Annotated in this window: 18 protein-coding genes and 5 pseudogenes; 2 read left to right on the top strand and 21 right to left on the bottom strand. The window is 62.4% G+C overall.

Annotation, left to right across the window (positions count from 1 at the left end; all coding sequences use genetic code 11):
• Positions 1-13 precede the first annotated feature (13 nt).
• The 3 genes from H9K75_RS22090 to guaB all read right to left on the bottom strand — a co-directional run bounded on the left by H9K75_RS22090 (position 14) and on the right by guaB (position 2,317).
• Entirely contained in the window at positions 14-448 is a 435-nt protein-coding gene (locus H9K75_RS22090; protein ID WP_187724156.1) for a type II toxin-antitoxin system VapC family toxin, read from the bottom strand.
• Positions 445-711 (bottom strand): type II toxin-antitoxin system Phd/YefM family antitoxin, encoded by a 267-nt coding sequence (locus H9K75_RS22085; RefSeq protein WP_187724155.1) that lies wholly within the window; start codon positions 709-711, stop codon positions 445-447. Before H9K75_RS22085 ends, H9K75_RS22090 begins: the two co-directional genes overlap by 4 nt.
• A 130-nt stretch (positions 712-841) precedes the next feature.
• Positions 842-2,317 carry an IMP dehydrogenase gene (gene guaB / locus H9K75_RS22080; RefSeq protein ID WP_187724154.1) on the bottom strand — a complete coding sequence of 492 codons (1,476 nt, stop codon included), beginning with the start codon at positions 2,315-2,317 and terminating at the stop codon, positions 842-844.
• A gap of 104 nt (positions 2,318-2,421) precedes the next feature.
• On the opposite strand from guaB, the gene H9K75_RS22075 reads away from it, so the two are divergent.
• The gene (locus H9K75_RS22075) at positions 2,422-2,958 is read left to right on the top strand and encodes a DUF4124 domain-containing protein (RefSeq protein ID WP_187724153.1); all 537 of its coding nucleotides are present in this window, start codon (positions 2,422-2,424) and stop codon (positions 2,956-2,958) included.
• Positions 2,959-3,087: 129 nt separating this feature from the next.
• Here H9K75_RS22075 and H9K75_RS22070 read toward each other — a convergent pair whose 3' ends face one another.
• Both H9K75_RS22070 and H9K75_RS22065 read right to left on the bottom strand, forming a co-directional pair.
• Positions 3,088-3,411, bottom strand: a complete 324-nt coding sequence (locus H9K75_RS22070; protein WP_187724152.1) for an RnfH family protein — start codon at positions 3,409-3,411, stop codon at positions 3,088-3,090.
• Positions 3,404-3,843: pseudogene (locus H9K75_RS22065) on the bottom strand (type II toxin-antitoxin system RatA family toxin). Before H9K75_RS22065 ends, H9K75_RS22070 begins: the two are co-directional and overlap by 8 nt.
• Positions 3,844-4,040: 197 nt before the next feature.
• Between H9K75_RS22065 and smpB the strand changes: the two are divergent.
• Positions 4,041-4,517, top strand: coding sequence for an SsrA-binding protein SmpB (gene smpB, locus H9K75_RS22060; RefSeq protein ID WP_187724151.1), 477 nt, complete (start codon positions 4,041-4,043; stop codon positions 4,515-4,517).
• An 86-nt stretch (positions 4,518-4,603) separates the two neighbouring features.
• Here smpB and H9K75_RS22055 read toward each other — a convergent pair whose 3' ends face one another.
• The 16 genes and pseudogenes from H9K75_RS22055 to rnr form a co-directional block, all read right to left on the bottom strand.
• Positions 4,604-5,695, bottom strand: coding sequence for an enoyl-CoA hydratase/isomerase family protein (locus H9K75_RS22055; RefSeq protein WP_187724150.1), 1,092 nt, complete (start codon positions 5,693-5,695; stop codon positions 4,604-4,606).
• 319 nt (positions 5,696-6,014) lie between these two features.
• Entirely contained in the window at positions 6,015-7,031 is a 1,017-nt protein-coding gene (locus H9K75_RS22050) for a Bug family tripartite tricarboxylate transporter substrate binding protein (RefSeq protein ID WP_226858365.1), read from the bottom strand.
• 54 nt (positions 7,032-7,085) lie between these two features.
• The gene (locus H9K75_RS22045; protein WP_187724149.1) at positions 7,086-7,574 is read right to left on the bottom strand and encodes a MaoC family dehydratase; all 489 of its coding nucleotides are present in this window, start codon (positions 7,572-7,574) and stop codon (positions 7,086-7,088) included.
• Between the two features lie 6 nt (positions 7,575-7,580).
• Positions 7,581-8,783: a CaiB/BaiF CoA transferase family protein gene (locus H9K75_RS22040; protein WP_187724148.1), complete on the bottom strand. Its 1,203-nt coding sequence runs from the start codon at positions 8,781-8,783 to the stop codon at positions 7,581-7,583.
• Between the two features lie 187 nt (positions 8,784-8,970).
• Positions 8,971-10,112: pseudogene (locus H9K75_RS22035) on the bottom strand (ABC transporter substrate-binding protein).
• A 244-nt stretch (positions 10,113-10,356) separates the two neighbouring features.
• Positions 10,357-12,180, bottom strand: a complete 1,824-nt coding sequence (gene typA / locus H9K75_RS22030) for a translational GTPase TypA (RefSeq protein WP_187724147.1) — start codon at positions 12,178-12,180, stop codon at positions 10,357-10,359.
• Positions 12,177-13,169: a tRNA pseudouridine(55) synthase TruB gene (gene truB / locus H9K75_RS22025; RefSeq protein ID WP_187724146.1), complete on the bottom strand. Its 993-nt coding sequence runs from the start codon at positions 13,167-13,169 to the stop codon at positions 12,177-12,179. Before truB ends, typA begins: the two co-directional genes overlap by 4 nt.
• Before the next feature lie 2 nt (positions 13,170-13,171).
• Complete coding sequence (rbfA, locus tag H9K75_RS22020) at positions 13,172-13,540, bottom strand: 30S ribosome-binding factor RbfA (protein ID WP_187724145.1); 369 nt, start codon at positions 13,538-13,540, stop codon at positions 13,172-13,174.
• A gap of 30 nt (positions 13,541-13,570) precedes the next feature.
• Positions 13,571-16,431: pseudogene (gene infB / locus H9K75_RS22015) on the bottom strand (translation initiation factor IF-2).
• Positions 16,432-16,455: 24 nt separating this feature from the next.
• Positions 16,456-17,940, bottom strand: coding sequence for a transcription termination factor NusA (gene nusA, locus H9K75_RS22010; RefSeq protein ID WP_187724144.1), 1,485 nt, complete (start codon positions 17,938-17,940; stop codon positions 16,456-16,458).
• A 77-nt stretch (positions 17,941-18,017) separates the two neighbouring features.
• Positions 18,018-18,604, bottom strand: a pseudogene (rimP, locus tag H9K75_RS22005) (ribosome maturation factor RimP).
• A gap of 224 nt (positions 18,605-18,828) precedes the next feature.
• Positions 18,829-19,212, bottom strand: a complete 384-nt coding sequence (locus H9K75_RS22000) for a thioredoxin family protein (protein WP_187724143.1) — start codon at positions 19,210-19,212, stop codon at positions 18,829-18,831.
• Between the two features lie 13 nt (positions 19,213-19,225).
• On the bottom strand, positions 19,226-20,503 hold the full coding sequence (locus H9K75_RS21995) for a c-type cytochrome (RefSeq protein WP_187724142.1): 1,278 nt from the start codon (positions 20,501-20,503) through the stop codon (positions 19,226-19,228).
• Positions 20,500-21,243 carry a c-type cytochrome gene (locus H9K75_RS21990; RefSeq protein ID WP_404826380.1) on the bottom strand — a complete coding sequence of 248 codons (744 nt, stop codon included), beginning with the start codon at positions 21,241-21,243 and terminating at the stop codon, positions 20,500-20,502. Before H9K75_RS21990 ends, H9K75_RS21995 begins: the two co-directional genes overlap by 4 nt.
• Positions 21,236-22,003 (bottom strand): SDR family oxidoreductase, encoded by a 768-nt coding sequence (locus H9K75_RS21985; RefSeq protein WP_187724141.1) that lies wholly within the window; start codon positions 22,001-22,003, stop codon positions 21,236-21,238. The genes H9K75_RS21990 and H9K75_RS21985 overlap by 8 nt, the downstream gene beginning before the upstream one ends.
• Positions 21,990-24,421 (bottom strand): annotated as a pseudogene (rnr, locus tag H9K75_RS21980) (ribonuclease R). Before rnr ends, H9K75_RS21985 begins: the two are co-directional and overlap by 14 nt.
• Between the last annotated feature and the right edge of the window lie 7 nt (positions 24,422-24,428).

Raw genomic sequence — 24,428 nt, 5'->3', positions numbered from 1 at the left:
GTGTGAATTGAAATCAGAGACTGGAAAGATCGAGCAGATTCACGCCGCTGTTTCGGGCGGCATCGATCTGCGCCGGATCGAATGTGGCAAGCGGCAGTTTGAGTGATCGCGCGAGCCAGAGATAGGACGCGTCATAGACCGACAGGCCGGTTTCGAGCGCCACGTCGAGCACGGCCTTGTGCTGCGCGGGCGCGAGTTCGTGGAGTTCCACGCGGTGGCGAATGGCCTCGAGCACGCCCCACAGTCCTTCGACCGACGCGTGCGGAATGCGGCCCGCGTGGACGCCGCTCGCGATCAGGTTGCCACATTCCCATTGCCAGAGATTGGGTGCCTGCGGATCGAGTTCGTCGCGGCGAATGCGCGCATACAGGCGGCGCGTGGCATCACTCGCGTGGTCGGGCAACAGCCAGGCGGCGGTCACGGAGGCATCCAGCACAAAGGCAGTCATGCGGCTCGGCTCCGACCGTTCTTGCGCAGCGCGTCGGCGCCGCCATCGGCCTGTGACGCAGGCTGGATGCTGGCCTGCAACGCATCGATCTGACCCAGTTCACGGGCAATCTGCTCGTCGGAAATCACCGGGCGACGGCGCACCGGCAGCATGCGCACCACTTCCTTGCCATGGCGCGTAATGCGCACTTCCTCGCCCTGCTCGACGAGTTCGATCAGGGCAGAGAAACGGGTCTTGGCTTCATAGATGCCGACGGATTGCATGGTGAGTGCCTTTGATAATTCCAGCGCTTTTTGTTCACGCCAGGAATGTCAAAAAAAAATCTGGTCTGAAATTTAATCTCAGACCAGATTCTATCATTTTGACCAGAATTGCGAAAAATTCAGGCCAGATTCAATCCGCGCGGTAATTCGGCGCTTCCTTGGTGATCTGCACATCGTGTACGTGCGATTCGCGAATGCCGGCCGAAGTGATTTCCACGAACTCGGCCTTGTCGTTCATTTCCTGAATGCTTGCGCAACCGCAGTAACCCATGGCCGCGCGCACGCCGCCCGCCATCTGGAAGATGATGGCGATGACCGAGCCCTTATAGGGCACGCGGCCCTCGATGCCTTCGGGCACGAGCTTGTCGGCGTTGGGATTGCCGGTGGTGGCTTCCTGAAAATAGCGGTCGGCCGAGCCCTGCTGCATCGCGCCGATGGAGCCCATGCCGCGGTAGCTCTTGTACGAGCGGCCCTGGTATAGGATGACTTCGCCCGGAGCCTCTTCGGTGCCGGCGAACATGCCGCCCATCATGATGGTCGATGCGCCAGCCGCAATCGCCTTGGCGATGTCGCCCGAGTAGCGCACTCCGCCGTCGGCAATCAGCGGAACGCCGGTGCCGGCCAGCGCCTGCGCCACGCTGTCAATCGCCATGATTTGCGGAACGCCCACGCCCGCGACGATGCGCGTCGTGCAGATCGAGCCCGGGCCGATGCCGACCTTGACCGCGTCCGCGCCCGCCTCGACCAGCGCCAGCGCTGCCGCACCCGTGGCGATGTTGCCGCCGATCACGTCGACCTGCGGGTAATTTTCCTTGACCCAGCGAACGCGGTCGATCACGCCCTTGCTGTGGCCGTGCGCAGTGTCCACGACGATGGCGTCCACACCGGCCTTTACCAGAGCGGCAACGCGCTCCTCGGTGCCAGCGCCCACGCCGACGGCTGCGGCCACGCGCAGACGCCCGGCAGAGTCGCGCGCCGCGTTGGGGAAGCTGGTCTGCTTGTTGATGTCCTTGACGGTGATGAGCCCCTTGAGCTCGAACGCGTCGTTCACGACCAAAATTCGTTCGAGCTTGTGCTTGTTGAGCAGCACCTTGGCCTCGGCGGGTGTGGTGCCGTCTTTCTCGTTCACGGTGATCAGGCGCTCGCGCGGCGTCATGATCTCCTTGACCTTCACGTCGTAGCGCGTCTCGAAGCGCACGTCGCGGCTGGTGACGATGCCGACGACCTTGCCACCATCGACCACGGGAAAACCGGAAATTCCGCGCTCTTCCGACAATTGCAGCACCTGCAGGACGGTGTGCTCGGGAGTGATGACGACGGGGTCGTGCACCACGCCGGATTCGTGACGCTTGACCTTGGAAACCTCGGCGGCCTGCTGCTCGGCCGTCATGTTCTTGTGAACCACGCCAATGCCGCCTTCCTGCGCGATGGCGATGGCCAGACGCGCTTCGGTCACAGTGTCCATGGCAGCGGACACGAGGGGCAGATTCAGGTTGATGTTGCGCGTGAAGCGCGTTGCAAGAGAGGTGTCCTTGGGCAGGACTTGCGAGAATGCGGGCACCAACAACACGTCGTCGAAAGTGAGCGCTTTACCGAGGAGGCGCATGTGAAAGCTCCAAAAAAACGATTGTACCCGCTTGGTAACACTTCTGCAGTGACCGAGGGAAAAGCGCTTGGTTCAGCACACATGTCACCAGTACACTTAACCAAATGAAACCGTACAAGCTTCTTTTGTTGACTATCGCCTGCACCTGGGCGCTGGGCGCATCTGCGCAATGGCAGTGGCTGGACAAGGACGGCCGCAAGGTCTACAGCGACCGACCGCCGCCGGTGGAAGTGCCGCAAAAGAACATTCTGAAGCAGCCCGGCTCGGGCAGGTCGAGTTCCACGCCCGCGCCGGTGCAGCAGCAGCAGCAGCCCGATGCGGCTACTCCGGCTTCCGCGCCGGTGGCCTCAGCCAGTGCGCCGGGCCTGCCGCAGCCTTCTGGCACGGACAAGAAGCTCGAAGAAGCCAAGGCCAAACAGGAGGCCGAAGAGGCCGCCAAGAAAAAGGCCGAAGCCGACCGTGTCGCCAAGGCCAAAGCCGAGAATTGCGCACGCGCCAAAAAATCCAAGGAATCCTTGAACTCCGGTGGGCTGATCGGTCACGTGAACGAAAAAGGCGAACGTGGCTTCATGGACGAAGCAACGCGCGAGGCCGAACTCAAACGGGCGGACAGCGTGATCGCCTCCGATTGTGGCAAGTAGCCCACAATTTCAGGGCCGGTTTTAGATTTTCCACAATCGATTTGAAGGGCGGCGCCATGCGAGCGCCCTTTTTTCATTCATCGGAATGCTGTGAGCGCCTTCCTCACGCGGGAAACGATGGAGGAAAAATCAGTAGCCCGACTTCGCGCCCGGCCTGCGCTTGGAAAACAGACCGGCGCCGCGACTGCCCTGGCTTGCAAAACGTTCGCGGCGGGCCACCTTCGGATCGACCTTGAGCGCGCGGCACCACTCGACGCGGTCCTGATCATGCAGATGGTGCTGTACGGCAGCCGATTTGCCCCAGACGCTGGCCGCGTAGGCGGGGTCGGCGGCGTTGAGCCCGCAAGCCTTCAAGGCGTCGAACACCGTGGCACCAGGAGGCAACAACACAACCCATTCGCGGGTCTGAGCGGCCCGGGCCGAAGTGACCACGGTGACCTCCAGCTCAGCCATAGACCTTTTCGGCACGGGCAATGAACGCGTCCACCATCGAGCCGGCAATCTTGTCGAACACCGGCCCGACGATGGCAGCCAGAGCCATGTTGTCGAAGCCGTAGGTCAGTTGCAGCTCGACCTTACACGCACGCTGCGTGCCATCGCCCACGGGGTGGAAATACCAGTCACCCTCAAGCGTGGAAAACGGCCCCTTCACCAGACGCATGGCGACGTGGCGGTTCAGCTCATGCGTATTGCGGGTGACGAAGGACTTGCGAAACCCGCCCAGCGACATGCCCACCTCGGCCGTCATGCCCTGTTCGTCCTCTTCCAGCACCTTGGCGGCATCGCACCATGGCAGGAACTCCGGGTAGCGGGCCACGTCGGTCACGAGGTTGAACATTTCCTCGGGCTGTACCAGATCAGGACGGACTTGTTGACTGTTTTCATGGAAATTGCGCAGGGCCTGCCGGCTTCTGGCTGGCAGGCAAATCGGTTCATCGCACGAAACACCAGGCGGTTTTCGGCATGAGGAACTAAAATCGGGGATTGCGAGACGACAACCCGCTATTGTAGAGAGAGCGGATTCCCTCAGGGTTGTAGCTGAAAGGTCTTTAAACCTTCCAGGTGAGCCGCATCTATTCACCATGGCAACCAAAAAAACAGACTCATCGTCGCGCATTGCGGACAACAAAAAAGCCGCCTTCAACTATTTCTTCGAAGAACGTTACGAGGCGGGCATGGTCCTGCACGGCTGGGAGGTGAAGGCGTTGCGTGAAGGCAAGGCGCAATTGACCGACGGCTACGTGATCATCAAGGAGGGTGAGCTGTATCTGATCGGCTGCCAGATCAATCCGCTCAGAACCGCGTCCACGCATGTCAGCCCCGATGCCGCGCGCATCAAGAAATTGCTGCTGCACAAGGAAGAGATCAAGCGCCTGGTCGGCAAGGTCGAGCAAAAGGGCTACACGCTCGTGCCCATCAATCTGCACTGGAAAGATGGCCGTGCCAAATGCGACATTGCACTTGCCAAGGGCAAGGCCGAACACGACAAGCGCGACGTCATCAAGGACCGTGAAGGCAAGCGCGAAGTGGAGCGCGTGATGAAGAGTCGCCATCGCTGAACGCGCGCCTGACTGCATCGCTTCCCCAACGAGAAACAGCTCCTGGACCGGAGCTGTTTCTCATTGCGGGGTGCGTTCGCCGAGCGTTATGCCAGCGCCGCGAGCGGATGCGAATGTGCTGGCCATGGGCTCTCGAAGAACGCCTCGACCAGTTCGCGCTTCACGTCTTCCACGCGTGCCGGGTTCCACTTCGGGTTGTGGTCCTTGTCCACGGCCAGCGCGCGAATGCCTTCGAGGGTTTCGCTCTCGCCTGGGCGCAGATAAAAGCAGTGGCGCACCAGATCGCGCTCCATGCGCAGGTCTTCTGCCAGTGTCATCTCGCGCGCGCGGCGCACTTGCTCAAGCACCACTTCCAGCATCAGCGGCGAGCGCTTGCGCAGCACCGCAGCGCTCTTCTGGCACCACTCGTCGCCCTCTTTCTCAAGCGCGAGCACGATGTCGAGCGCGGTCGGTAGCGCAAAGAACCGGTCGATGTGTGCCCGGTTGCCGAAGGCGCCCTCGCCCGCTGGTACATACTGCGACTCGATCCATTGCTGAATCGCCGCGCCGCTGGCGAATGTTTGGCTGCCGAGTTGCTCCCAAGCGCCCGCCAGCTTGTCGGAGGGCATGAAGCCGTCGGCCAGCTTGTAGGCAATGGCATCGGCCCCGTTGATGGTGTCGCCCGTCAGCGCTAGCCATTCGCCCACACGGCCCGGGCAGCGCGAGAGAAAGTAGCCGCCGCCCACGTCGGGAAACAGGCCGATGATGGTTTCGGGCATGGCCATCTTGGTGCGCTCGGTCACGATGCGCGCCGTGCCACCCTGGCTGATGCCCATGCCGCCGCCCATCACGATGCCGTCCATGAACGCGATGTAGGGCTTGCCCAGCGTGTGGATCAAATGGTTGAGCGCGTATTCCTCGGTGAAGAAATCCTCAAGTTCGGGATTGCCGATGCTGCCCGCCTTGTGCAGGAACCGGATGTCGCCACCCGCACAGAACGCACCGAACGCGCCCTCCTTGCCATTGCCGCGAATGGCGACCGCGAGAATCTTCTCGTCCTTCTGCCATGCCAGCAGCGTGGCCAGCAGATCACGCACCATGCCCAGCGAAAGCGCATTCAGCGCCTTGGCGCGATTGAGCGTGATGAAGCCCACCTGACCACGAACTTCGCTCAGAACTTCTGCTGCCATCTCCGTCATTTCTTCGTCCTTCCAGGGGAATCTAACAAGGTAGTGGGCACCGCCGTGCCTGTTTTGCCTCGATAGTCTATCGGCATTGTTCGAGCGGACGCAGCCATGGGGTGGCCTCCAATGCGCCATTTCATGGGCAAACAGCGACAACAGGCCTAGGGCCTGTTCACCCAACGCACGGGGATCGCGTTGTGCAGTCTTGGGATGGGATGCAAGGCGCAGGCTCGAAGCAAGGTAGGTACCTTGCGAGAGCCTGCAACACCGCAGACCGCCCAAGACTGCACAACCCTTCGGGCTTGCGCGACCCCGTGGGTTGTGTGAACAGGCCCTAGTCGAGCGATACGCCGGTGCTCTTGACCACCGAGTCCCAGCGCGCGATTTCCTTCTTGACGTAGGCGCCGTACTCTGCGGGCGTGGAGCCCAGCGGCTCGGTGCTCTGGATCGCCAGCTTCTTGAGAACCTCGGGATCCTTGAGCGCCTTGTTGAACGCGGTATTGAGCCTGTCGACCACGTCCTTGGGCGTCTTGACCGGCACCATCACGCCCTGCCACGCGCCCGACTCATAGCCGGTCATGCCGCTTTCAGCAAGCGTCGGAGCCTGCGGAAAATTGGGCAGGCGTTTGGGCGTGGAGACCGCCAGCAGCTTGAGCTTGCCGTCCTTGATGAAGGCCGAGACCGAATTGATCGTGTCGGTCAAAAAATCGATCTGCCCGGCCACGAGATCCACGTCCGCCGGTGCGCTGCCCTTGTACGGGACATGGGTGGCTTCGATGCCGAAATGCTGCGCGAACTGGAACGCCGCCAGGTGCGTGACGTTGCCGTTGCCCGCCGAACCGTAGGAGATGCGGCCGTTCTGAGCCTTGGCGAACTGCACATAATCCGCCACGGTATTGGCCTTCACCTTGTCCGGATTGACCACCAGCGCAAGCGGCACCACGGCCGTCAGCACGACGGGCGCAAGTTCGGTGTTGACGTTGTAGCTGAGCTTCTTGTAGAGCGCCGGGCTCAGCGCAATCGACGAGGTGTTGTAGAGCACCGTATAACCGTCCGCCGCAGCCTTGGCCACGAACGCGTTGCCGATATTGCCGTTGGCGCCCGGCTTGTTGTCCACGATCATGGACTGACCGAGCTGTTCGCTGACGTTCTGCGCCAGCACGCGCGCCACCATGTCCGTAGGGCCACCCGGTGGAAATGGAACGACCAGCGTGATCGGCTTGGTCGGCCAGGCCTGGGCCTGGGCATGGACTGCGGGCAAGGCGGCGAATGCTGCCAGCGCAATCGTGCTCAGTTGCAGCATGTGCCGACGGCGAAACGGAGTTCGGGCTTTTGATTCCGTATGCTTCATGGGTTTGTCTCCTTGTTGCCTTGATGAGGGCGTTTGATGAATGATTCGCTGGGCTCAGCGGCCGGCCAGCAGACGCACGGCCGTGTACTCCATCACCACTTCCTGCCGCTGGTTGTAGACCGTGATGCGGGAAGTGACGACCGCGCGGTTGTTCTTGCTGGTGGGACGGATGTCGGTCACCGTCACAAGCGCCTGGATCGTGTCGCCAACCACCACCGGTGCCAGAATCTTCTGGTGCAGCTCCAGCATCGCCAGACCGGTTCCCTGAATCATCGATTGCAGGATGAAGCCCTCGATCAGCGTGTAGGTGAGCGCGCCGGGCACGGGCCGACCCTTGATCGCACCCTCGTCGAACCCGGCGTCGATGAAGATCGCCTCGAGCATGCCCGTCACGTTGATGAAATTGACGAGATCGGTTTCGGTGATGGTCCGGCGGAACGTGCGCCATTGCTGGCCTGCCGCGATGTCCTGCCAATGCACGCCCTGCCCCATGCGCGCGATCGAGTCCAATGGCACCGTGCTGGCGATTTTTGTAGCTGTCATGTTCGCTTATCTCTCCTGATTTTGAATTCGCAGCGCTGCAATGGCCGCATCATCGAGACCGGCCTGCCTGAGCAGCGCCTCGGTGTGCTCGCCGAGGCGCGGCGGCATGTGGATCGGCGCCTGCACTCCGTCCATGCGCACGGACGAGCGCGGAAACCGCACCTCACCCATGGCCGCGTCGGGCACCGAAACGAAAAAATCCGTCGCCTGCAAATGCGCATCGCTAGGTAAATCGTCCAGACGTGCCACGGCGGCGGCGGGGATTTCGAGGCGATCACACAGGGCGAGCCAATGCGCGGTGTCGTGCAGCTTCACAAAGCTGCCGAGCAGGCCCAGCAACTCGTCGATATGGCGCGTGCGCGCGGCCTGACTGGCAAAGCGCTCCTCACGGGCAATCCCGGGCTGGCCCACCGCGTCGAAGAAGCGCTGCCAATGCTGATCGGTGTACGGCATCATGCAGACATAGCCGTCACTGGTCCTGTACGGTCTGCGCGATTGGGCCATCACGCGTGGATAGCCGGGCGGACTCAGTGGCGGGTTGAAGTGCATTCCGTAGAAATGCTCAACCAGGTTGAAGCCCACCATGGTTTCGTACATCGGCACCTCGACGAAGCACCCCTCGCCGGTGCGTTCGCGCTGAAACAGCGCCGCCAAAATTGCATGGGCACCCACCAGCGCGCAGGTCTTGTCGGCGGCAATCGTCGGCAGATAGCGGGCCTCGCCGGTCTGGCGATCCATCAGATCGGCCAACCCGCTCATGCCTTGGATCACATCATCGTACGCCGGGAGCCCCGCATATGGACCCGCCTCGCCAAAACCGTGCAGACCCACGTAGATCAGTCGCGGATACCGCATCCGCAACGTGTCCCTGTCGAGGCCGAGCCGCGCGAGCTTTTGTGGACGCATGCTGTGCATGAACACGTCGGCGGTGGCAATCAGCGCGTTCAGCGCTTGCTGCGCATTTGGCTGCTTGAGGTCGAGCACCACGCTCTTCTTGCTGCGGTTGCTGCCCAGAAACATCGCCGCCATGCCCTGCTCCACGGCAGGCCCGGTATAGCGCGTGGAATCACCCGAAGGCGGCTCGATCTTGATGACCTCGGCACCATAGTCGGCCAGCACCTGGCTGCTCATCGGGCCAAAGATCACGCTGGATAAATCCAGCACGCGCACGCCGGCCAACGGGCCTGCGTAGGGCGAACTTGCTTGCATCTGCACTGTCTCCTGAACTGCTCATGCGGTTGTGAGCGCAATGTTCGATGCCTTTATGGTCGCTGTCCAATATGAAAAATCGGCCTTTCGATACGTTTTGAATATCAAGCGAGCCACCCGCAAAGAAAAACGCCCCCAGCTTTGCATTGCTGGAGGCGTCGGGCGTCTGAAAAACCGTGTCGTCAAATCAGCGGCGGAACTGTCCTTTCGCATCGATGATCGACAGGTCCACAAAGCTCAGTCCCGTGTGGTCGTCGGACTGTAGCCTACCTCCAGGCCGCCGAGGTCGTAGCGGTTCATGCTCGACAGCGCGGCCACCACTTTTTCACGCGTGGGTTTCGGGCCGGCGCGGCGCAGGCCTTCAACCAGCACCTTGGCCGACGCGAAGCCTTCCATCACCGAGGGCGATATCTCGACGTCGCCCTTGGCCTTTGCCAACGCCATTGCTTCGCGATTGATCGCATAGCCCACGGATCGTTCGCTGGGGAACACCTGAGTGACGATCACGCCGCGCACGGAATCGCCGAGCTGCTTGGCAAATCCGGAAGAGGCGTTGTTGGACACCGTCACCACCTGCATGGCCGAGCCGGCCTTGCGCAGCGCCTTCACGCCGTCGCTCACGGCCACGCTCGAGCCGATCCAGATGACGGCTTGGGCGTTTTCCTTGATGAGCTGCGGCACGATGGTGGCGTAGTCGGGCTTGCTTCGGTCGGCCTTGGTGATCGACAAAGGCTTGAGGCCGGTCTTGTCGAAGCCCTTCATCGCACCGGCAAGACAGTCTTCGCCAAAGCTGTCGTCCACATGCACCATGGCGATGCGGCTCAGACCGAGCGTCTGCAGGTGTTCCACCGCCTTCTCGGTTTCAGCCTGATAGCTGGACCGGACGTTGAAGACCAGCGGGTTCACCGGCTGGTGAAAGATCATCGCCCCTGTGGATGGCGCGACGAGCGCGACACCGTATTTGGCGAGATGCGGCAGGATGGCCTGGGTATGCGGCGTGGCGCGGCTCATGAACAGCGCGACGACGTCGTCCTGCTCGATCAGGCGCCGGGCGTTTTCACCGGCGAGCTTGGGATCGAATTTATCGTCGAGCGTGATCAGCTTGATCTTCTCGCCATTGACACCGCCCTTGGCGTTGATGCTGTCCAGATACAGACGCACGCCCACCAGTGTTTCGCCCACGCTTGCGGACACAGGGCCGGTGACGGCTGTGGTCTGCCCGATCACGATGTCGGCCCTGGCAGGCTGGGAGGAGGCCAGCGCAGCGACAACCAGCACCGCCGCCGAGCCCAGACCCACCACCCGCAACTTTGAGAGAACGCCCTGCATCATCTTTCCTTCAATTTTTGACACTCCATGCCGCGGCGACCCGTTCGCGACGGCGAAGCATATTTTCACAATTGATGACAATGAGCAAGCACTTTGGCGTCATTACTTACAACTCAGAAGGGTAACAGTTCGATAGAAGCTCCGAACACCGAGCGCGAGTCGCGAAAGGCAACAAAAAAGCGCGACCTCTTTCGAGTCGCGCCTGTTTGTCGGGGTACTGCCGGAGTCCGCAGTCGCCCTGGGATCACTCGCGCGAGGCGCGCTTGCGGTCGTGTTCCTTCAGGTGACGCTTGCGCAGTCGCACCGACTTCGGCGTGATTTCAGCCAGCTCGTCGTCCTCGATGAACTCGACGCCGTATTCGAGCGTGAGGTCGATTGGAGGCGTGATCTTGATCGCGTCTTCCTTGCCGGATACGCGGAAGTTGGTGAGCTGCTTGGTACGCGTGGCGTTCACCACCAGGTCGTTGTCGCGGTTGTGGATACCGACGATCATGCCTTCGTAGACCGGATCACCGGCCTTCACGAACATGCGGCCACGGTCGTCGAGCTTGCCCAGCGCGTAGGTGAAGATTTCACCGTCGTCCATCGAGATCAGCACGCCGTTCTTGCGGCCACCGATGTCGCCCTTGTGCGGCTCGTAGCTGTCGAAGATGTTGGAGATCAGGCCCGAGCCACGTGTCAGGTTCAGGAATTCGTTGGTGAAGCCGATCAGTCCGCGCGCGGGAATGCGGTACTCAAGACGCACGCGGCCACGGCCGTCCGGCTCCATGTTCACGAGTTCGCCCTTGCGCTCGCCGAGCGCCTGCATCACGCCGCCCTGGTGGCCTTCTTCGAGGTCGGCGGTCACGAGTTCGATGGGTTCGCACTTCTCGCCGTTGATCTCGCGGAACACCACGCGCGGCTTGGAGACGGCCAGCTCGTAGCCTTCACGGCGCATCTCTTCGAGCAGAATGGTCAGGTGCAGTTCACCACGGCCGGCGACTTCGAAAATGCCGTCCTCGTCGGTTTCCTTCACGCGCAGAGCCACGTTGGAGCGCAGTTCGCGTTGCAGGCGATCCCAGATCTGGCGGCTGGTGACGAACTTGCCTTCACGACCCGCGAGTGGCGAGGTGTTGACGCAGAAATTCATGATCAGCGTCGGCTCGTCGATCTTGAGCATCGGCAGCGGCTGGGGATTGTTCGGATCGGTCAGGGTTTCGCCGATGCCGACGTTCTCGATGCCGTTGACCAGCACGATGTCGCTCGGACCGGCTTCCGCCACCTTCACGCGATCAAGTCCCTGGAACTTCAGGACTTCGTTCACACGGCCCTTGTAGCTCGTGCCGTCAGAGCCGGACATGACCAGCACTTCCTGGCCGGGCTTCACGGTACCGGCATTGATGCGGCCCACCCCGATACGACCCACGAAGGTCGAGTAGTCAAGCGCCGAAATCTGCATCTGCAGCGGAGCGGACGGATCGCCCTTCACCGAAGGCACGTGCTTCAGGATGGTGTCAAACAGGGCCGACATGTCGGGACCCCATTGCTCGCCGGCAGCGCCTTCTTCGAGCGATGTCCAGCCGTTGATGCCCGAGGCGTAGACCACCGGAAAATCAAGCTGCTCATCGGTCGCGCCGAGTTTGTCGAACAGGTCGAACGCCGCGTTCACGACGTAGTCGGGACGCGCACCCGGCTTGTCCACCTTGTTGACCACGACGATGGGCTTCAAACCCAGCGCCAGCGCCTTCTTGGTCACGAAGCGCGTTTGCGGCATCGGGCCTTCCTGCGCGTCGATCAGCAGCACCACGCCGTCCACCATCGACAGCGCACGTTCCACTTCACCGCCGAAGTCCGCGTGACCGGGTGTGTCGAGGATGTTGATGTGCGTGCCTTCCCAGCTCACCGCGCAATTCTTCGCGAGGATCGTGATGCCGCGCTCACGTTCGATGGCGTTGTTGTCCATGACGGTGTCAACGACTTTTTCGTGTTCGGCGAACGTGCCGGACTGGCGCAGAAGCTGGTCAACCATGGTGGTCTTGCCATGGTCAACGTGGGCGATGATCGCAATGTTGCGGATTTGAGTGCTCATAGCGTGGTTTCCAAAGTGCCGTGTTCAACCGACGGCGAGTTTTCCAGAATTTGTTGAATTTCAAGTGGGCTGAGCAAGCGTTCTGGCACCAGCTCCCCTCCCGTGACATGACCGACTCCGAGCAGCGCGTGCGGCGCATCGCCGTACACTGCGACCGCATCCGCATCGGGCCACGAACCGCGGCGGCGCAGGCCCGAGAGAAAACGCCCGGCATTTTCGCTGTCCAGCGTGACAGTGGTGTGCCCGGCCAAAAGCGTTTCAACCGGATGCACATGCGCCATGCGATCCGCCTCCGGCATGGCCTCGAGGTCGGCAAGCCTGACGCAGCGATCCACGCCGATGCCGCCGGTCTCGATGCGGCGCAGGAACGTGAGGTGCGCTCCGCATCCGAGCGCCTTGCCGATGTCTTCGCCGAGCGTGCGGATGTAGGTGCCCTTGGTGCAGCGCACGATCAGGCGCAGTGCGGATCGGCCCTCGGCTGTCTGAATCGGCTCGATGGACAGGCTCAGAATGGACACTTGGCGCGCCGGACGCTCGATCTCGACACCCGCGCGGGCATATTCGTACAGGGCCTTGCCGTCTTTCTTCAATGCGCTGTGCATCGGGGGAATCTGGCTGATCGGGCCGAGAAACTGCTGGCGCACGGCTTCGATGCGTTCGGCAGTCAGCATCGCGGGCGTGACTTCGCGCTCTTCGAGCACTTCGCCCTCGGCATCGGCCGTCGTGGTGGTGGTGCCGAGTAGTGCTATCGCCTCATAGGTCTTGGGCGCTTCGAGCTGCAACTGGCTGAACTTGGTGGCCGCGCCAAAGCACAGCGGCAGTACGCCGCTCGCGAGTGGATCGAGCGTGCCGGTATGGCCGGCTTTTTCCGCGCGCAGCAACCACTTGACCTTTTGCAGGACGTCGTTGCTGGACCAACCCAGCGGCTTATCGAGCAGCAACACCCCATGCACAGGGCGCCGCTGCACCCTTGTGCGTGGCGCGTTCATGCTCAGTCTTCCTTGGCGCGCGAGGACACGGCCTTGGCGATCAAGGCGTTCATGTCGGCCGCACGTTCGAGCGTGCGATCGAAGTGGAAATGCAGCGTGGGCACGGTATGGATGTGCAGACGCTTGAACAGGCTGTTGCGCAGAAATCCCGCGGACTGGTTCAGCGCTTCTTCCGTGGCTTCGGGATCGCCCACGAGCACGCTGAAGAAAATCTTCGCGTGCGCATAGTCGGGCGTCACCTCGACGCCTTGCAGGGTCACCATGCCGATGCGCGGGTCCTTGAGTTCGCGGATCAGTTCAGACAAATCGCGCTGAATCTGATCCGCGACCTTGAAGCCGCGGTTGGGCGTTGAGGACTTCTTCGCTGCCATGCTCTTCCTGTCTTGCTCGCGCACGACGCCTTACAGCGTACGTGCGATCTCCTTGATTTCAAAGAGTTCGAGCTGGTCGCCTTCCTTGATGTCGTTGTAGTTCTTGAGCTTGATACCGCACTCAAAACCTTCCTTGACTTCCTTGACGTCGTCCTTGTGACGACGAATGGACTCGACCTCGCCCGTGTAGATGACGATGTTCTCGCGCAGGAGACGGAACCTGCAGCCGCGCTTGACTTCGCCGGACGTGACGTAGGAACCGGCAACGGTGCCGATCTTCGAGGCCACGAACACGGTGCGGATTTCGGCCGTACCGATGGCTTCTTCGCGCTGCTCGGGAGCGAGCATGCCCGACATCGCCGCCTTCACCTCATCCACGGCGTCGTAGATGATGTTGTAGTAGCGGATGTCCACGTCGTTGCTTTCAGCGGTCTTGCGGGCCTGGGCATCCGCACGCACGTTGAAGCCGATGACGATGGCCTTGGAGGCAATCGCCAGATTGACGTCGGACTCGCTGATGCCACCCACGCCCGAGTACACCATCTGCACCTTGATTTCGTCGGTGGACAGCTTGAGCAGCGAGGTCGCGAGAGCTTCCTGCGAACCCTGCACGTCCGCCTTGATGATCAGCGGCAGGGTCTGCACTTCGCCCGCACCCATTTCGGCGAACATGTTCTCGAGCTTCGCGGCCTGTTGCCTTGCGAGCTTGGTGTTGCGGAACTTGCCAGCGCGGTAGGTGGCGATTTCACGTGCACGACGCTCGTCGGTCAGCACCATGAAGTCATCACCGGCCTGCGGCACTTCGTTCAGGCCCTGGATTTCGACAGGGATCGATGGCCCGGCTTCCTTGGTCTGCTTGCCGTCTTCGTCGAGCATGGCTCGCACGCGACCGAAGGTCTGCCCGGCCAGCACCACATCGCCCACCTTGAGCGTGCCCGACTGCACCAGCACGGTGGCCACCGAACCACGGCCCTTGTCGAGCTGCGCTTCGATCACGAGACCCTTGGCAGCGGCCTCGACCGGAGCCTTGAGTTCCAGCACTTCGGCCTGCAGCAGCACCTGCTCCAGCAGTTCGTCGATGCCCGCGCCGGTCTTGGACGACACGGCCACGAATGGCGAATCGCCACCGTATTCTTCGGGCACCACCTCGACGGCCACCAGTTCCTGCTTGACGCGGTCGGGGTTGGCATCGGGCTTGTCGGCCTTGGTGATCGCCACCACGACCGGCACATTGGCGGCCTTGGCGTGCTTGATCGCTTCCTTGGTCTGGGGCATGACACCGTCGTCGGCAGCCACCACCAGAATCACGATGTCGGTGGCCTGCGCACCGCGGGCACGCATGGCCGTGAAGGCCTCGTGACCCGGGTATCGAGGAACGTGACGATGCCGCGCGGCGTCTCGACGTGGTATGCGCCAATGTGCTGCGTGATGCCGCCCGCCTCGCCCACCGCCACCTTGGAGCGGCGGATGTAGTCCAGCAGCGAGGTCTTGCCGTGATCGACGTGACCCATCACGGTCACCACCGGTGCACGTGGCAGTTGTTCGGCCTCGGAGTTGGACACTTCCTCGTCGGTGAACGCTTCCGGATCATCCAGAGCGGCGACCTTGGCGGTGTGGCCCATTTCCTCGACGACGATCATCGCCGTGTCCTGATCCAGCATCTGGTTGATGGTGACCATCTGGCCCATCTTCATCAGGATCTTGATCAGCTCACCGGCCTTCACCGACATCTTGTGCGCCAGCTCGGCCACGGTGATGGTTTCGGGCACGTGCACTTCGACCGCGCGGAATTCCGCCGGTGCGTGCTGCTGGTGCTGGTCATGGCGATCATTGCCGCGACGGCCACCGCGCGGGCCACCGCGCCAGTTGGAGCGATTGTTCACGCCACCCGAGGCATCGCCACGGGTCTTGATTTCCTTTTTCTTCGCGCCGTCGTTGGCCCAGCTCGAAGACAGCTTGGAAGACTTGACTTCCTTGCCCGCGCCCGCGCCGGCACCGGCCGGAGCAGGTGCATTGGTGCGCGGACCCGTGCCCGTGCCGACCGCCGGCTTGTGCAGCGTGCCCTTCTTGGCCTCCGTACCAGCGGCCTTGGGTGCCGGTTTCGGCTCCTCGGGCTTCTTGGCGACGAGCACCTTCTTGGGCGCAGCCATCATGGCGCGAATGGCTTCGGCTTCCGCCAGAGCCTTGCGGCGACGTGCGTCCAGATCGGTGGCGCGAGCGGCTTCCTCGTCGGCGCGAGCCTTCGATTCGGCTTCGGCCTTGGCACGCGCCTCGGCCTGCGCGGTGTTGCGCGCCTCGACCTCGGCGGCCGCTTCGGCAGCCGCTTCCTTGCGAGCCGCATTGACGGCGGCCTTCTTGTCAGCTTCCGCTGCCATGTAGGCAGCCGCGCGTTCCTCGGCCTCGCGGTCGCGGCGCTCGCGCTCTTCGCGCTCGGCGCGCTGAACGACCAGATCCTGCTCCTGGCGGCTGATCAATTCGGCACTGCGACGAGCCTCTTCCTCGCGACGAACCAGTTCCTGGTCCTCGGCGGAATGCTCCTCGTGGGCCTGCATCTCGTTGCCCGCATCGGCGCCTGCGCCGTCCGTACCATCGTCGCGCTTGACGAAAGTACGCTTCTTGCGCACTTCAACCTGAATGGTGCGAGCCTTGCCAGTGGCATCGGCCTGCTTGATTTCGCTAGTGGATTTTTTCACCAAAGTAATTTTCTTGCGATCTGCACCTGACGTGCCGTGACTGGCCTGCAGATAGGCAAGCAGTTTCTGCTTGTCTGACTCGGTCAGGGCATCGCCAGGGGATGCCTTTGCCACGCCTGCTGTCTTCAATTGATCCAGCAGCATGGCAGGGGTTTTCTTGAGTTCGGCTGCGAACTCGGCGACTGTGTTACTCGACATATTGTGCTCGTACCTCCCTGACCTTTACTCTTGACCTGTGAACCAGTGCTCGCGTGCCTTCATGATCAAGGCTTTCGCGTCATCAGCAGACTGTCCGGTCAGTTCGGTCAGTTCATCAATGGCCAGATCGGCCAGATCGTCACGAGTGTTCACGCCGGCGGCTACCAGCTTGTCGATCTGTTCGGGCGTCAGGCCGTCCAGAGAACGCAGATCCTGCGATACGCCGTCAACACTCTCTTCACGTGCGATTTCCATGGTGAGCAAGGCGTCCTTGGCGCGCACGCGCAGCTCATTCACGGTGTCTTCATCGAAGCTCTCGATCTCCAGCATTTCCTGCAGTGGCACATACGCCACTTCTTCGAGGCTGTTGAAACCTTCCTCGATCAGGATGTCGGCGATCTCCTGGTCCACATCCAGCTTTTCCATGAAGAGCTGGCGTGCGGCGCCGGTCTCGTCGGCCTGCTTCTGGGCAGACTCGGCAGCATCCATGATGTTGATCTTCCAACCCGTCAGGTCGGAAGCCAGACGCACGTTCTGTCCGCCACGGCCAATGGCGATGGCGAGATTTTCCTCGTCCACCACCACGTCCATGGCGTGTTTTTCCTCGTCCACGACGATGGAACTCACGTTCGCGGGAGCCAGCGCCCCGATCACGAACTGTGCCGGGTCTTCCGACCACAGCACGATGTCTACGCGCTCACCGGCGAGTTCGTTGGTCACCGCATTCACACGGGTGCCACGCACGCCGACGCAGGTGCCGATGGGGTCCACGCGCTTGTCGTGCGAGAGCACGGCAATCTTGGCGCGGCTGCCCGGATCGCGAGCGCAGCTCTTGATCTCGAGAAGGCCCTGCTCGATCTCGGGCACTTCGTTGCGGAACAGCTCGATCATGAACTCAGGTGCGGAGCGCGAGAGGATGATCGGCGCGCCGCGCAGCGTCAGGTCCACTTCCATGATCATGGCGCGCACGCGGTCGCCATTGCGAAGGTTTTCCTTGGGGATCATCTCGCTGCGGCGCAGGCGCCCTTCGACACGACCGGACTCGACGATGATGTCGCCCTTGTCCATGCGCTTGACGGTGCCGGTGAAGATCTTTTCGCCACGGCTCATGAAGTCGTTGAGCAGCATCTCGCGCTCGGCATCGCGGATCTTCTGCAGGATCACCTGCTTGGCCGCCATCGCGCCGATACGGCCAATCGGCACGGACTCGACCTCTTCCTCGATGTAATCACCCTCGGCGATACCGGGCACGCGGTCAAGCGCGTCCATCAACAGCTCTTCGGCGTCCGGATTCTGCAGACCGGCATCGTCGGGCACGACCAGCCAACGACGGAAAGTGTCGTAATTACCGCTATCGCGATCGATAGCCACGCGGATGTCCACCTCACCCTTGTAGAGCTTCTTGGTGGCCTGCGCCAGAGCGGACTCGACGGCACCCAGCACCACATCGCGCTCGACATTCTTTTCACGCGAAATGGCCTCAACCAACATCAACAATTCGCGATTCATTCGACGACTCTCCTGTTTCAATCACTTTGAGGCAGCAGCCGCACTTCATTTCGGTGCCGTCCCCTTATTTCAAACGTTCAACCCGCCTGCTGGCCTGGTTTGGCGCTACGCCCCTTGAAGTTCACAATGGGCGCCAGGCGCGCCTCGCGCAATTCATCCAAGGTGAATCCCAGCGCCTGCACCGGAGCGGGCTCGCGCTTCTTGCTCACACGCTGGCCGGGCTTGACCGGAGGCGCATCGCTCCAGACCACTTGCCAGCCACCGTTTTCGGCCCGCTCGAGCGTGCCGCGAAATTTCTTGCGATTGGCGTTGATCACACCGCCGCCTGCGGCGCCCACGGGCTCCTTGAGCGTGATGTCCACTTCTTCGCCCTCAAAGCGCTCAAAGTCCGCCTCGTGACGCAGGAGACGGTCGATGCCGGGGACGAGACCTCGAGGCGGGTGTAATCCACCGCATCGACTTCCAGCGCGAATTGCAACTGGCGAGTGACTTTTTCGCAATCTTCCACCGTGACGAAATGCTCAGCCGCTGGCTCCTGCGGGGCAGTCGGTTGCCACGGCAGGTCAATGGTGATTCTCAGAAGGCCACCTGCGGAGCGTTCAATCTCCACGAGGTCATAGCCGAGTCCGGTCACGGTTTGTTCAACGATTTGCTGCAATGCCACTGATGTGCTCTGTCCTGTTTCCCAAAAGCGCAATCGGGCATTCGCCTTCGAATTTGATTCAATTCGCAAAGCGAACGCCCAAAAAAAAGGGGCGGTTGGTGATCCGCCCGTTTGGTCGTGAAGTTCGCATTATAGCCCGAATGCAAACTGCCTGCATAGCTCGGCGGCATGCATTTTGCATTGGCCGATATGCCAAAACCTCACAGCGGACGTTGACCAGACCGTCAGGAATGCGAGCGCACGATGCGTGCCAGCAACTCCGCTGCATGCGCGTCCGCCGCATGGACGCCTTCGTGCATGAGGCGTTTGAGCAACGTCCCCACCAAGCCCGGCTGCGGCAAGACCGGGCCGAGAAAACGCGGCTCGTCGCCCTCGGCGATCAGCAGCGTCGGGAAGGTCTCGACGTCATAGTCGCCCATCGCCTCTTCCTCATCCTCGACGTCGACCCAGCGAAACTCGACTCCGGGAAACTGCCCGGCCAGCGCCTCGAACTGCGGCCGATACTGGCCGCAGACCACGCACCATTGCGCGCACAGGCAGATCACCCGCTGCACGGGGCGCTCATCGGCCGGTGCCGCAGGGGAAGCTGAAACTCGCAAAACTGTCATGGCAGGCATTCATTCAGGAGCCACGGCGTTCGCGGGTGCGATAGACGTCCGTCGCGTCCAGTGAGGATGCCCGATTATCCCAAGCGTTGCGGATATAGGTGACGACTGCGGCAATTTCCTTGTCGCCAAGGACATGCAGAAACGGCGGCATGCCCTGCGGACGCGGGTTTGCGGCCGTCGCTGGCTGGTAGCCGCCTTGCAGCACCATGCGAACCACATTGGTCGGGCTGTGCATGATCACGGCGCGATTGCCCGCAAGCGCCGGGAAGGATTCCCCGTCGCCCTGGCCCTTCTCGCCATGGCATTCGGCGCAATACTGCCGGTAGACCTTGGCTCCAAGCTCCATGCTGCTGGATGCTGGCGGCTCCGATGGCGTCACCGGCACCTGTTGCTGCGGCAACTCGCGCAAATAGACCGCCATGGCGCGCGCGTCGGCATCACTCAGATGCTGCGTGCTGCGAAACACCACTTCCGCCATCGGTCCGGACACCGAGCCGTGCGGCGAAACACCGACCTGCAGCAGCCGCTGGATGTCCGCTACCGGCCACTCAGCCACGCCAGCTTCCTGCGGTGCGTTGAGCGCCGGGGCATACCAGTTCTGCACCGGAATCAATCCGCCGCGAAATGCCGCACCCTCCTGCGTGGCTCCGAGCACGTTGCGCGGCGTGTGGCAGGCCGCGCAGTGCCCCAATCCCTGGGCCAGATACGCACCGCGATTCCATTCGGGCGTCTTTGCGGTTTGCGGCGCGAATTTCTCGGGGCGGAAGAAAACCGCACGCCAGCCAGCGAGCGCTACCTGGGTGTTGAACGGAAAGTCAAGCGCGTGCATCCGGTTGGCCTGATCGCTGGGCGGCTGGCTGCGCAAATAGGCCCAGATCGCGTCCGAGTCCTCGCGCGTGACCTGCGTGTAGCTGGTGTAGGGAAACGCCGGGTACAGCAGCCGCCCGTCCTTTGATCGCCCATTGTGCATGGCTCGCCAGAATTCGGCCGAACTCCATGCGCCAATGCCGTTGCCGGAGTGCGGTGTGAGATTGGTCGAGTAGATGACCCCGAACGGCGTCTCTATCGCGCGGCCACCGGCAAACGCGGCACCGCCGGGCACGGTGTGACAGGCCATACAGTTGCCCACGCGTGCCAGATATTCGCCCCGGGAAACCAGTTCAGCTGTGGGCTTCACCGCCTCGGCAACGTTCACTGGTGATTCGTCCAGGCGATTCAATTGGTAGACCGCCACGCCGCCGATTGCCGCCACGGCAATCAAGCCGGTCAGGATTGCGAATGAGCGTTTCATTTCGCCACCTCCACACCACCGCAGCGCATCGGCAGGGCCTGTGCATGCGCCGCGACCGGCTTGCCGCCATCCGGCACCGGCTGGGCCGCAAGCCACGCGGACACGGCGCTCACGTCCTCGGGCTGCATCTGCCTCGCAATCGCCGCCATGCAGTCAGGCTGCTGCGCATGTCGCTTGCCGGACTGCCACGCGCCCAGTTGACCGTTGAGATAGTCGCGCGGCAAGCCGAGCAAGCCCGGCACAAATGGCGCAACGCCGGTCATCGCCTTGCCGTGGCATTGCACGCAGGCAGGAAGCGAGCGTGCCGCATCACCCTCGAACACCAGCTTGCGTCCGTGTTCAAGCACCGAAGCCGACTCGCTCGCAGGCAAAGGCGCGGGATACGGCACTTCCAGCACCGCGAAATGCTCGGCGATTTCGCGCAGGTATTCGTCGGTCAGGTTCTCCAGCAGGTATGACATGGTGGGATACGCACGTCGTCCGTCGCGGAAGTTCAGCAACTGGTTGTAGAGATAGCCCGCCGGCTTGCCCGCCAGACGCGGGAAGTAGCCGCTCGATGTGGACTTGCCCTGCGCGCCATGGCACGTCGTGCAGGCCAGCGTGCGCACCGCCATCCCGTCGGGGTCATGCGCCTTGGACGCGAAGTCCGGCGCTTGCGCAAGCTGGGCCTGCGCGTTGAACGCGGCCAGCGCACACAGCGCGAATGCCGGGAAAGAAAGTGTGCGGAGAAACTTAACCACGGCCAGCGAACGGCATCTTGGTGGCCATCACGGTATGGAACATCACGTTGGCCTCCAGCGGCAGATTCGCCATGTAGAGCACGGACCGTCCCACGATGTCCACGTCCATCAACGGTTCTTCGGCCACGGCGCCGTGGGCCTGCATCACGCCCTGGGTGAGTCGCTGAGCAAGCTCGGTTGCGGCATTGCCGACGTCGATCTGGCCAACCGCAATGTCGTACTTGCGCCCGTCGAGCGACGCGGACTTGGTCAGGCCCATCACCGCATGTTTGGTAGCGGTGTAGGCAATCGAGTTGGGCCTTGGTGTATGAGCGGAAATCGAACCGTTGTTGATGATGCGCCCGCCGCGCGGCACCTGGCTCTTCATCACGCGAAAGGCGTTCTGGATGCAATAGAACATGCCGCTCAGATTGGTGTCCACCACCGCCTTCCACTGCTCGATCTCGAGATCTTCGAGAGGAACGGCGGGCGCGCCTATGCCCGCGTTGTTGAACAGCAGGTCCACGCGGCCAAAGGCGTCGGTGGCAGCATCGAATGCACGGCGCACGCTCACCGGATCGGTCACGTCGCAGGCCACCACGAGAGCACGCTCGCCAGCGCCCGATAGCTGCGCCGTTTCAGAAAGCGGCGCTTCACGACGACCGGTGAGCACCACCCGCCAGCCATCGGCCAGCAACGCCAGCGCCACCGCCCTGCCAATGCCCGAACCGGCACCGGTCACGAGCGCCACTCTCGAAGTCTTTTTTTCACCGTCCGCCATGGGTCGTGTCATCTCCGTTATTGTGAATTGCGCCTGAAGCCCGCAACCCTCGGCCCGTCACCGTGCGCCAGCAATGTTCAGCGCGAGGACTTGCGCCCTTGCCCGCGCTTTTGTTGCTGCGCGATGCCGTGCTCTTGCCGACGGCCTTGGCGCCACGTGCCGGCTTGCCACCGTCCTGCTTGCCGTCCTTGGCACGCGCGGGCTTGCCGGAGGCGGCACGCTGCGACTCATTCCTGTCGCGGGCACGCGCCATGTCTTCCGGACGCGAAGCAGCGCGAGGCTGCGAGCGTGCAGCAGCATGCCCCACGTTGCCGCGCGGCCTGGCCGACGCCGCGCTCGCGAACTCGGCATCGTCGCGCACCAGCCGGAAATCAATCTTGCGACCATCGAGATCGACGCGGCTGACCTGCACCCGCACGCGCGTGCCAATCGAGTAGCGAATGCCGGTGCGTTCGCCACGCAGCTCCTGGCGCACCTCGTCGAACTTGAAGTATTCGCCGCCAAGTTCGGTGATGTGGACCAGTCCCTCCACATACAGCTCGTCGAGCGTCACGAAAATGCCGAAGGTGGTCGCCGCAGTCACGACGCCGCTGTACTCCTCGCCCAGATGCTCGCGCATGTAGCGGCACTTGAGCCAGGCCTCGACGTCGCGGCTGGCCTCGTCGGCACGGCGTTCGTTGGCGCTGCAATGCAAGCCCGCCGCTTCCCACGCCTCAAGCTCGCGGCGCGCGGACATCGACATCGGCTTGATGTCCGGATCCTTGACGCGCCCGGCCAGTCGCTTGACCAGCTTTTCGTAGGCCTCGCCCTGCTCCGGCAAGTTCGGGAGCTTGTACTTGGTGTTGCTCAGAATCGCCTTGATCACGCGATGCACGAGCAGATCGGGATAACGCCGGATCGGGCTCGTGAAGTGCGTGTAGGCGTCGAACGCCAATCCGAAATGCCCGCTGTTGTGCGGCGAATAGATCGCCTGCTGCATCGAGCGCAGGAGCATGGTGTGGATCTGCTGCGCGTCGGGGCGGTCCTTGGTGGCCATCGCGATGGCCTGGAACTCTCCGGTCTTGGGTTCGTCACTCACCGTCATGCCGACGCCCAGCGCCTTCAGATAGGCACGCAGGATGTCGACCTTTTCGGGCGTTGGACCATCGTGCACGCGAAACAGGCCCGGGTGCTTGGACTGCCCGATGAAGTCCGCACTGCAGACGTTGGCGGCCAGCATCGCTTCTTCAATCAGACGGTGTGCCTGATTGCGAACGCGCGGAACGATTTTTTCGATGCGCCCGTTCTCATCACAGACGATCTGCGTCTCCGTGGTCTCGAAGTCCACCGCGCCGCGCCGCTGACGCGCCTTGAGCAGCGAGGTGTAGACGCCATGCAGATTGAGCAGATCCTGCACACGCTCCTTGCGCTTGGCCGCCTCCGGGCCGCGCGTGTTCGCCAGAATCGCCGCCACTTCGGTATAAGTGAAGCGCGCGTGGCTCCACATCACGGCGGGGTAGAACTGGTAGGCGTGGATTTCGCCCTCGGCGGTGATCAGCATGTCGCAGACCATGCACATGCGATCAACTTCCGGATTCAGCGAGCACAGGCCGTTCGACAGCTTCTCCGGCAGCATCGGAATCACGCGGCGCGGGAAGTAGACGCTGGTCGCGCGCTCGTACGCATCGATGTCGATACCGCTGCCAGTCTCCACATAGTGGCTGACGTCGGCAATCGCGACCAGCAGACGCCAGCCCTTGGAGCGACCGACTTTGGCCGGTTCGCAGTACACGGCATCGTCAAAGTCGCGCGCGTCTTCGCCATCGATGGTGACCAGCGCAATGTCGGTCAGGTCGACACGGCGGCGCTTGTCCTGCGGCCTTACCTTCTCGGGCAGGGCCTTGGCCTCGGCGAGGCAGGCTGCGGAGAACTCATGCGGCACGCCGTATTTGCGCACCGCAATCTCGATTTCCATGCCAGGATCATCCACCTCGCCGAGCACCTCGGTCACCCGGCCCACGGGTTGACCGTACAGCGCGGGTGGCTCGGTCAGTTCAACCACGACGACCTGCCCTGACTTGGCCGTGCCCGTTGCGCCCTTGGGTATCAGCACGTCCTGTCCGTAACGCTTGTCTTCCGGCGCGACGAGCCACACGCCGCTCTCGTTGAGCAAGCGGCCGATCACCGGGTTGTGCGGCCGCTCGACGATCTCGACCACACGGCCCTCGGGCGGCCACGCTTGTCGTGGCGCGCGATCCGCACGCGCACCTTGTCGCGGTGTAGCACGGCGCGCATCTCATTCGCGGGAATATAAATGTCCGATTCACCGTCATCGCGGATGACGAACCCGTGTCCATCACGGTGGCCCTGCACAGTTCCTTCAATCTCGTCCGATGGATTTGCTGAAAACGGCTGCGAGTGCATTTTTTTGATATACAATCTAAAT

Source organism: Diaphorobacter aerolatus, assembly GCF_014489535.1.
GTDB lineage: Bacteria > Pseudomonadota > Gammaproteobacteria > Burkholderiales > Burkholderiaceae_C > Diaphorobacter_A > Diaphorobacter_A aerolatus.
This window is presented reverse-complemented; position numbering and strand designations above follow the sequence as displayed.

Excerpts from the sequence above, each read along its gene's own strand:
- H9K75_RS22045 (WP_187724149.1), bottom strand. The coding sequence starts at position 7,574 with ATGACAGCTACAAAAATCGCCAGCACGGTGCCATTGGACTCGATCGCG.
- H9K75_RS21985 (WP_187724141.1), bottom strand. The coding sequence starts at position 22,003 with ATGGCGGACGGTGAAAAAAAGACTTCGAGAGTGGCGCTCGTGACCGGT.
- H9K75_RS22070 (WP_187724152.1), bottom strand. The coding sequence starts at position 3,411 with ATGGCTGAGCTGGAGGTCACCGTGGTCACTTCGGCCCGGGCCGCTCAG.
- H9K75_RS22040 (WP_187724148.1), bottom strand. The coding sequence starts at position 8,783 with ATGCAAGCAAGTTCGCCCTACGCAGGCCCGTTGGCCGGCGTGCGCGTG.
- H9K75_RS21995 (WP_187724142.1), bottom strand. The coding sequence starts at position 20,503 with ATGAAACGCTCATTCGCAATCCTGACCGGCTTGATTGCCGTGGCGGCA.
- truB (WP_187724146.1), bottom strand. The coding sequence starts at position 13,169 with ATGAACGCGCCACGCACAAGGGTGCAGCGGCGCCCTGTGCATGGGGTG.
- H9K75_RS22075 (WP_187724153.1), top strand. The coding sequence starts at position 2,422 with ATGAAACCGTACAAGCTTCTTTTGTTGACTATCGCCTGCACCTGGGCG.
- smpB (WP_187724151.1), top strand. The coding sequence starts at position 4,041 with ATGGCAACCAAAAAAACAGACTCATCGTCGCGCATTGCGGACAACAAA.
- typA (WP_187724147.1), bottom strand. The coding sequence starts at position 12,180 with ATGAGCACTCAAATCCGCAACATTGCGATCATCGCCCACGTTGACCAT.
- H9K75_RS22050 (WP_226858365.1), bottom strand. The coding sequence starts at position 7,031 with ATGAAGCATACGGAATCAAAAGCCCGAACTCCGTTTCGCCGTCGGCAC.
- rbfA (WP_187724145.1), bottom strand. The coding sequence starts at position 13,540 with ATGGCAGCGAAGAAGTCCTCAACGCCCAACCGCGGCTTCAAGGTCGCG.
- nusA (WP_187724144.1), bottom strand. The coding sequence starts at position 17,940 with ATGAATCGCGAATTGTTGATGTTGGTTGAGGCCATTTCGCGTGAAAAG.
- H9K75_RS22055 (WP_187724150.1), bottom strand. The coding sequence starts at position 5,695 with ATGACGGAGATGGCAGCAGAAGTTCTGAGCGAAGTTCGTGGTCAGGTG.
- H9K75_RS22090 (WP_187724156.1), bottom strand. The coding sequence starts at position 448 with ATGACTGCCTTTGTGCTGGATGCCTCCGTGACCGCCGCCTGGCTGTTG.
- H9K75_RS22085 (WP_187724155.1), bottom strand. The coding sequence starts at position 711 with ATGCAATCCGTCGGCATCTATGAAGCCAAGACCCGTTTCTCTGCCCTG.
- guaB (WP_187724154.1), bottom strand. The coding sequence starts at position 2,317 with ATGCGCCTCCTCGGTAAAGCGCTCACTTTCGACGACGTGTTGTTGGTG.
- H9K75_RS22000 (WP_187724143.1), bottom strand. The coding sequence starts at position 19,212 with ATGACAGTTTTGCGAGTTTCAGCTTCCCCTGCGGCACCGGCCGATGAG.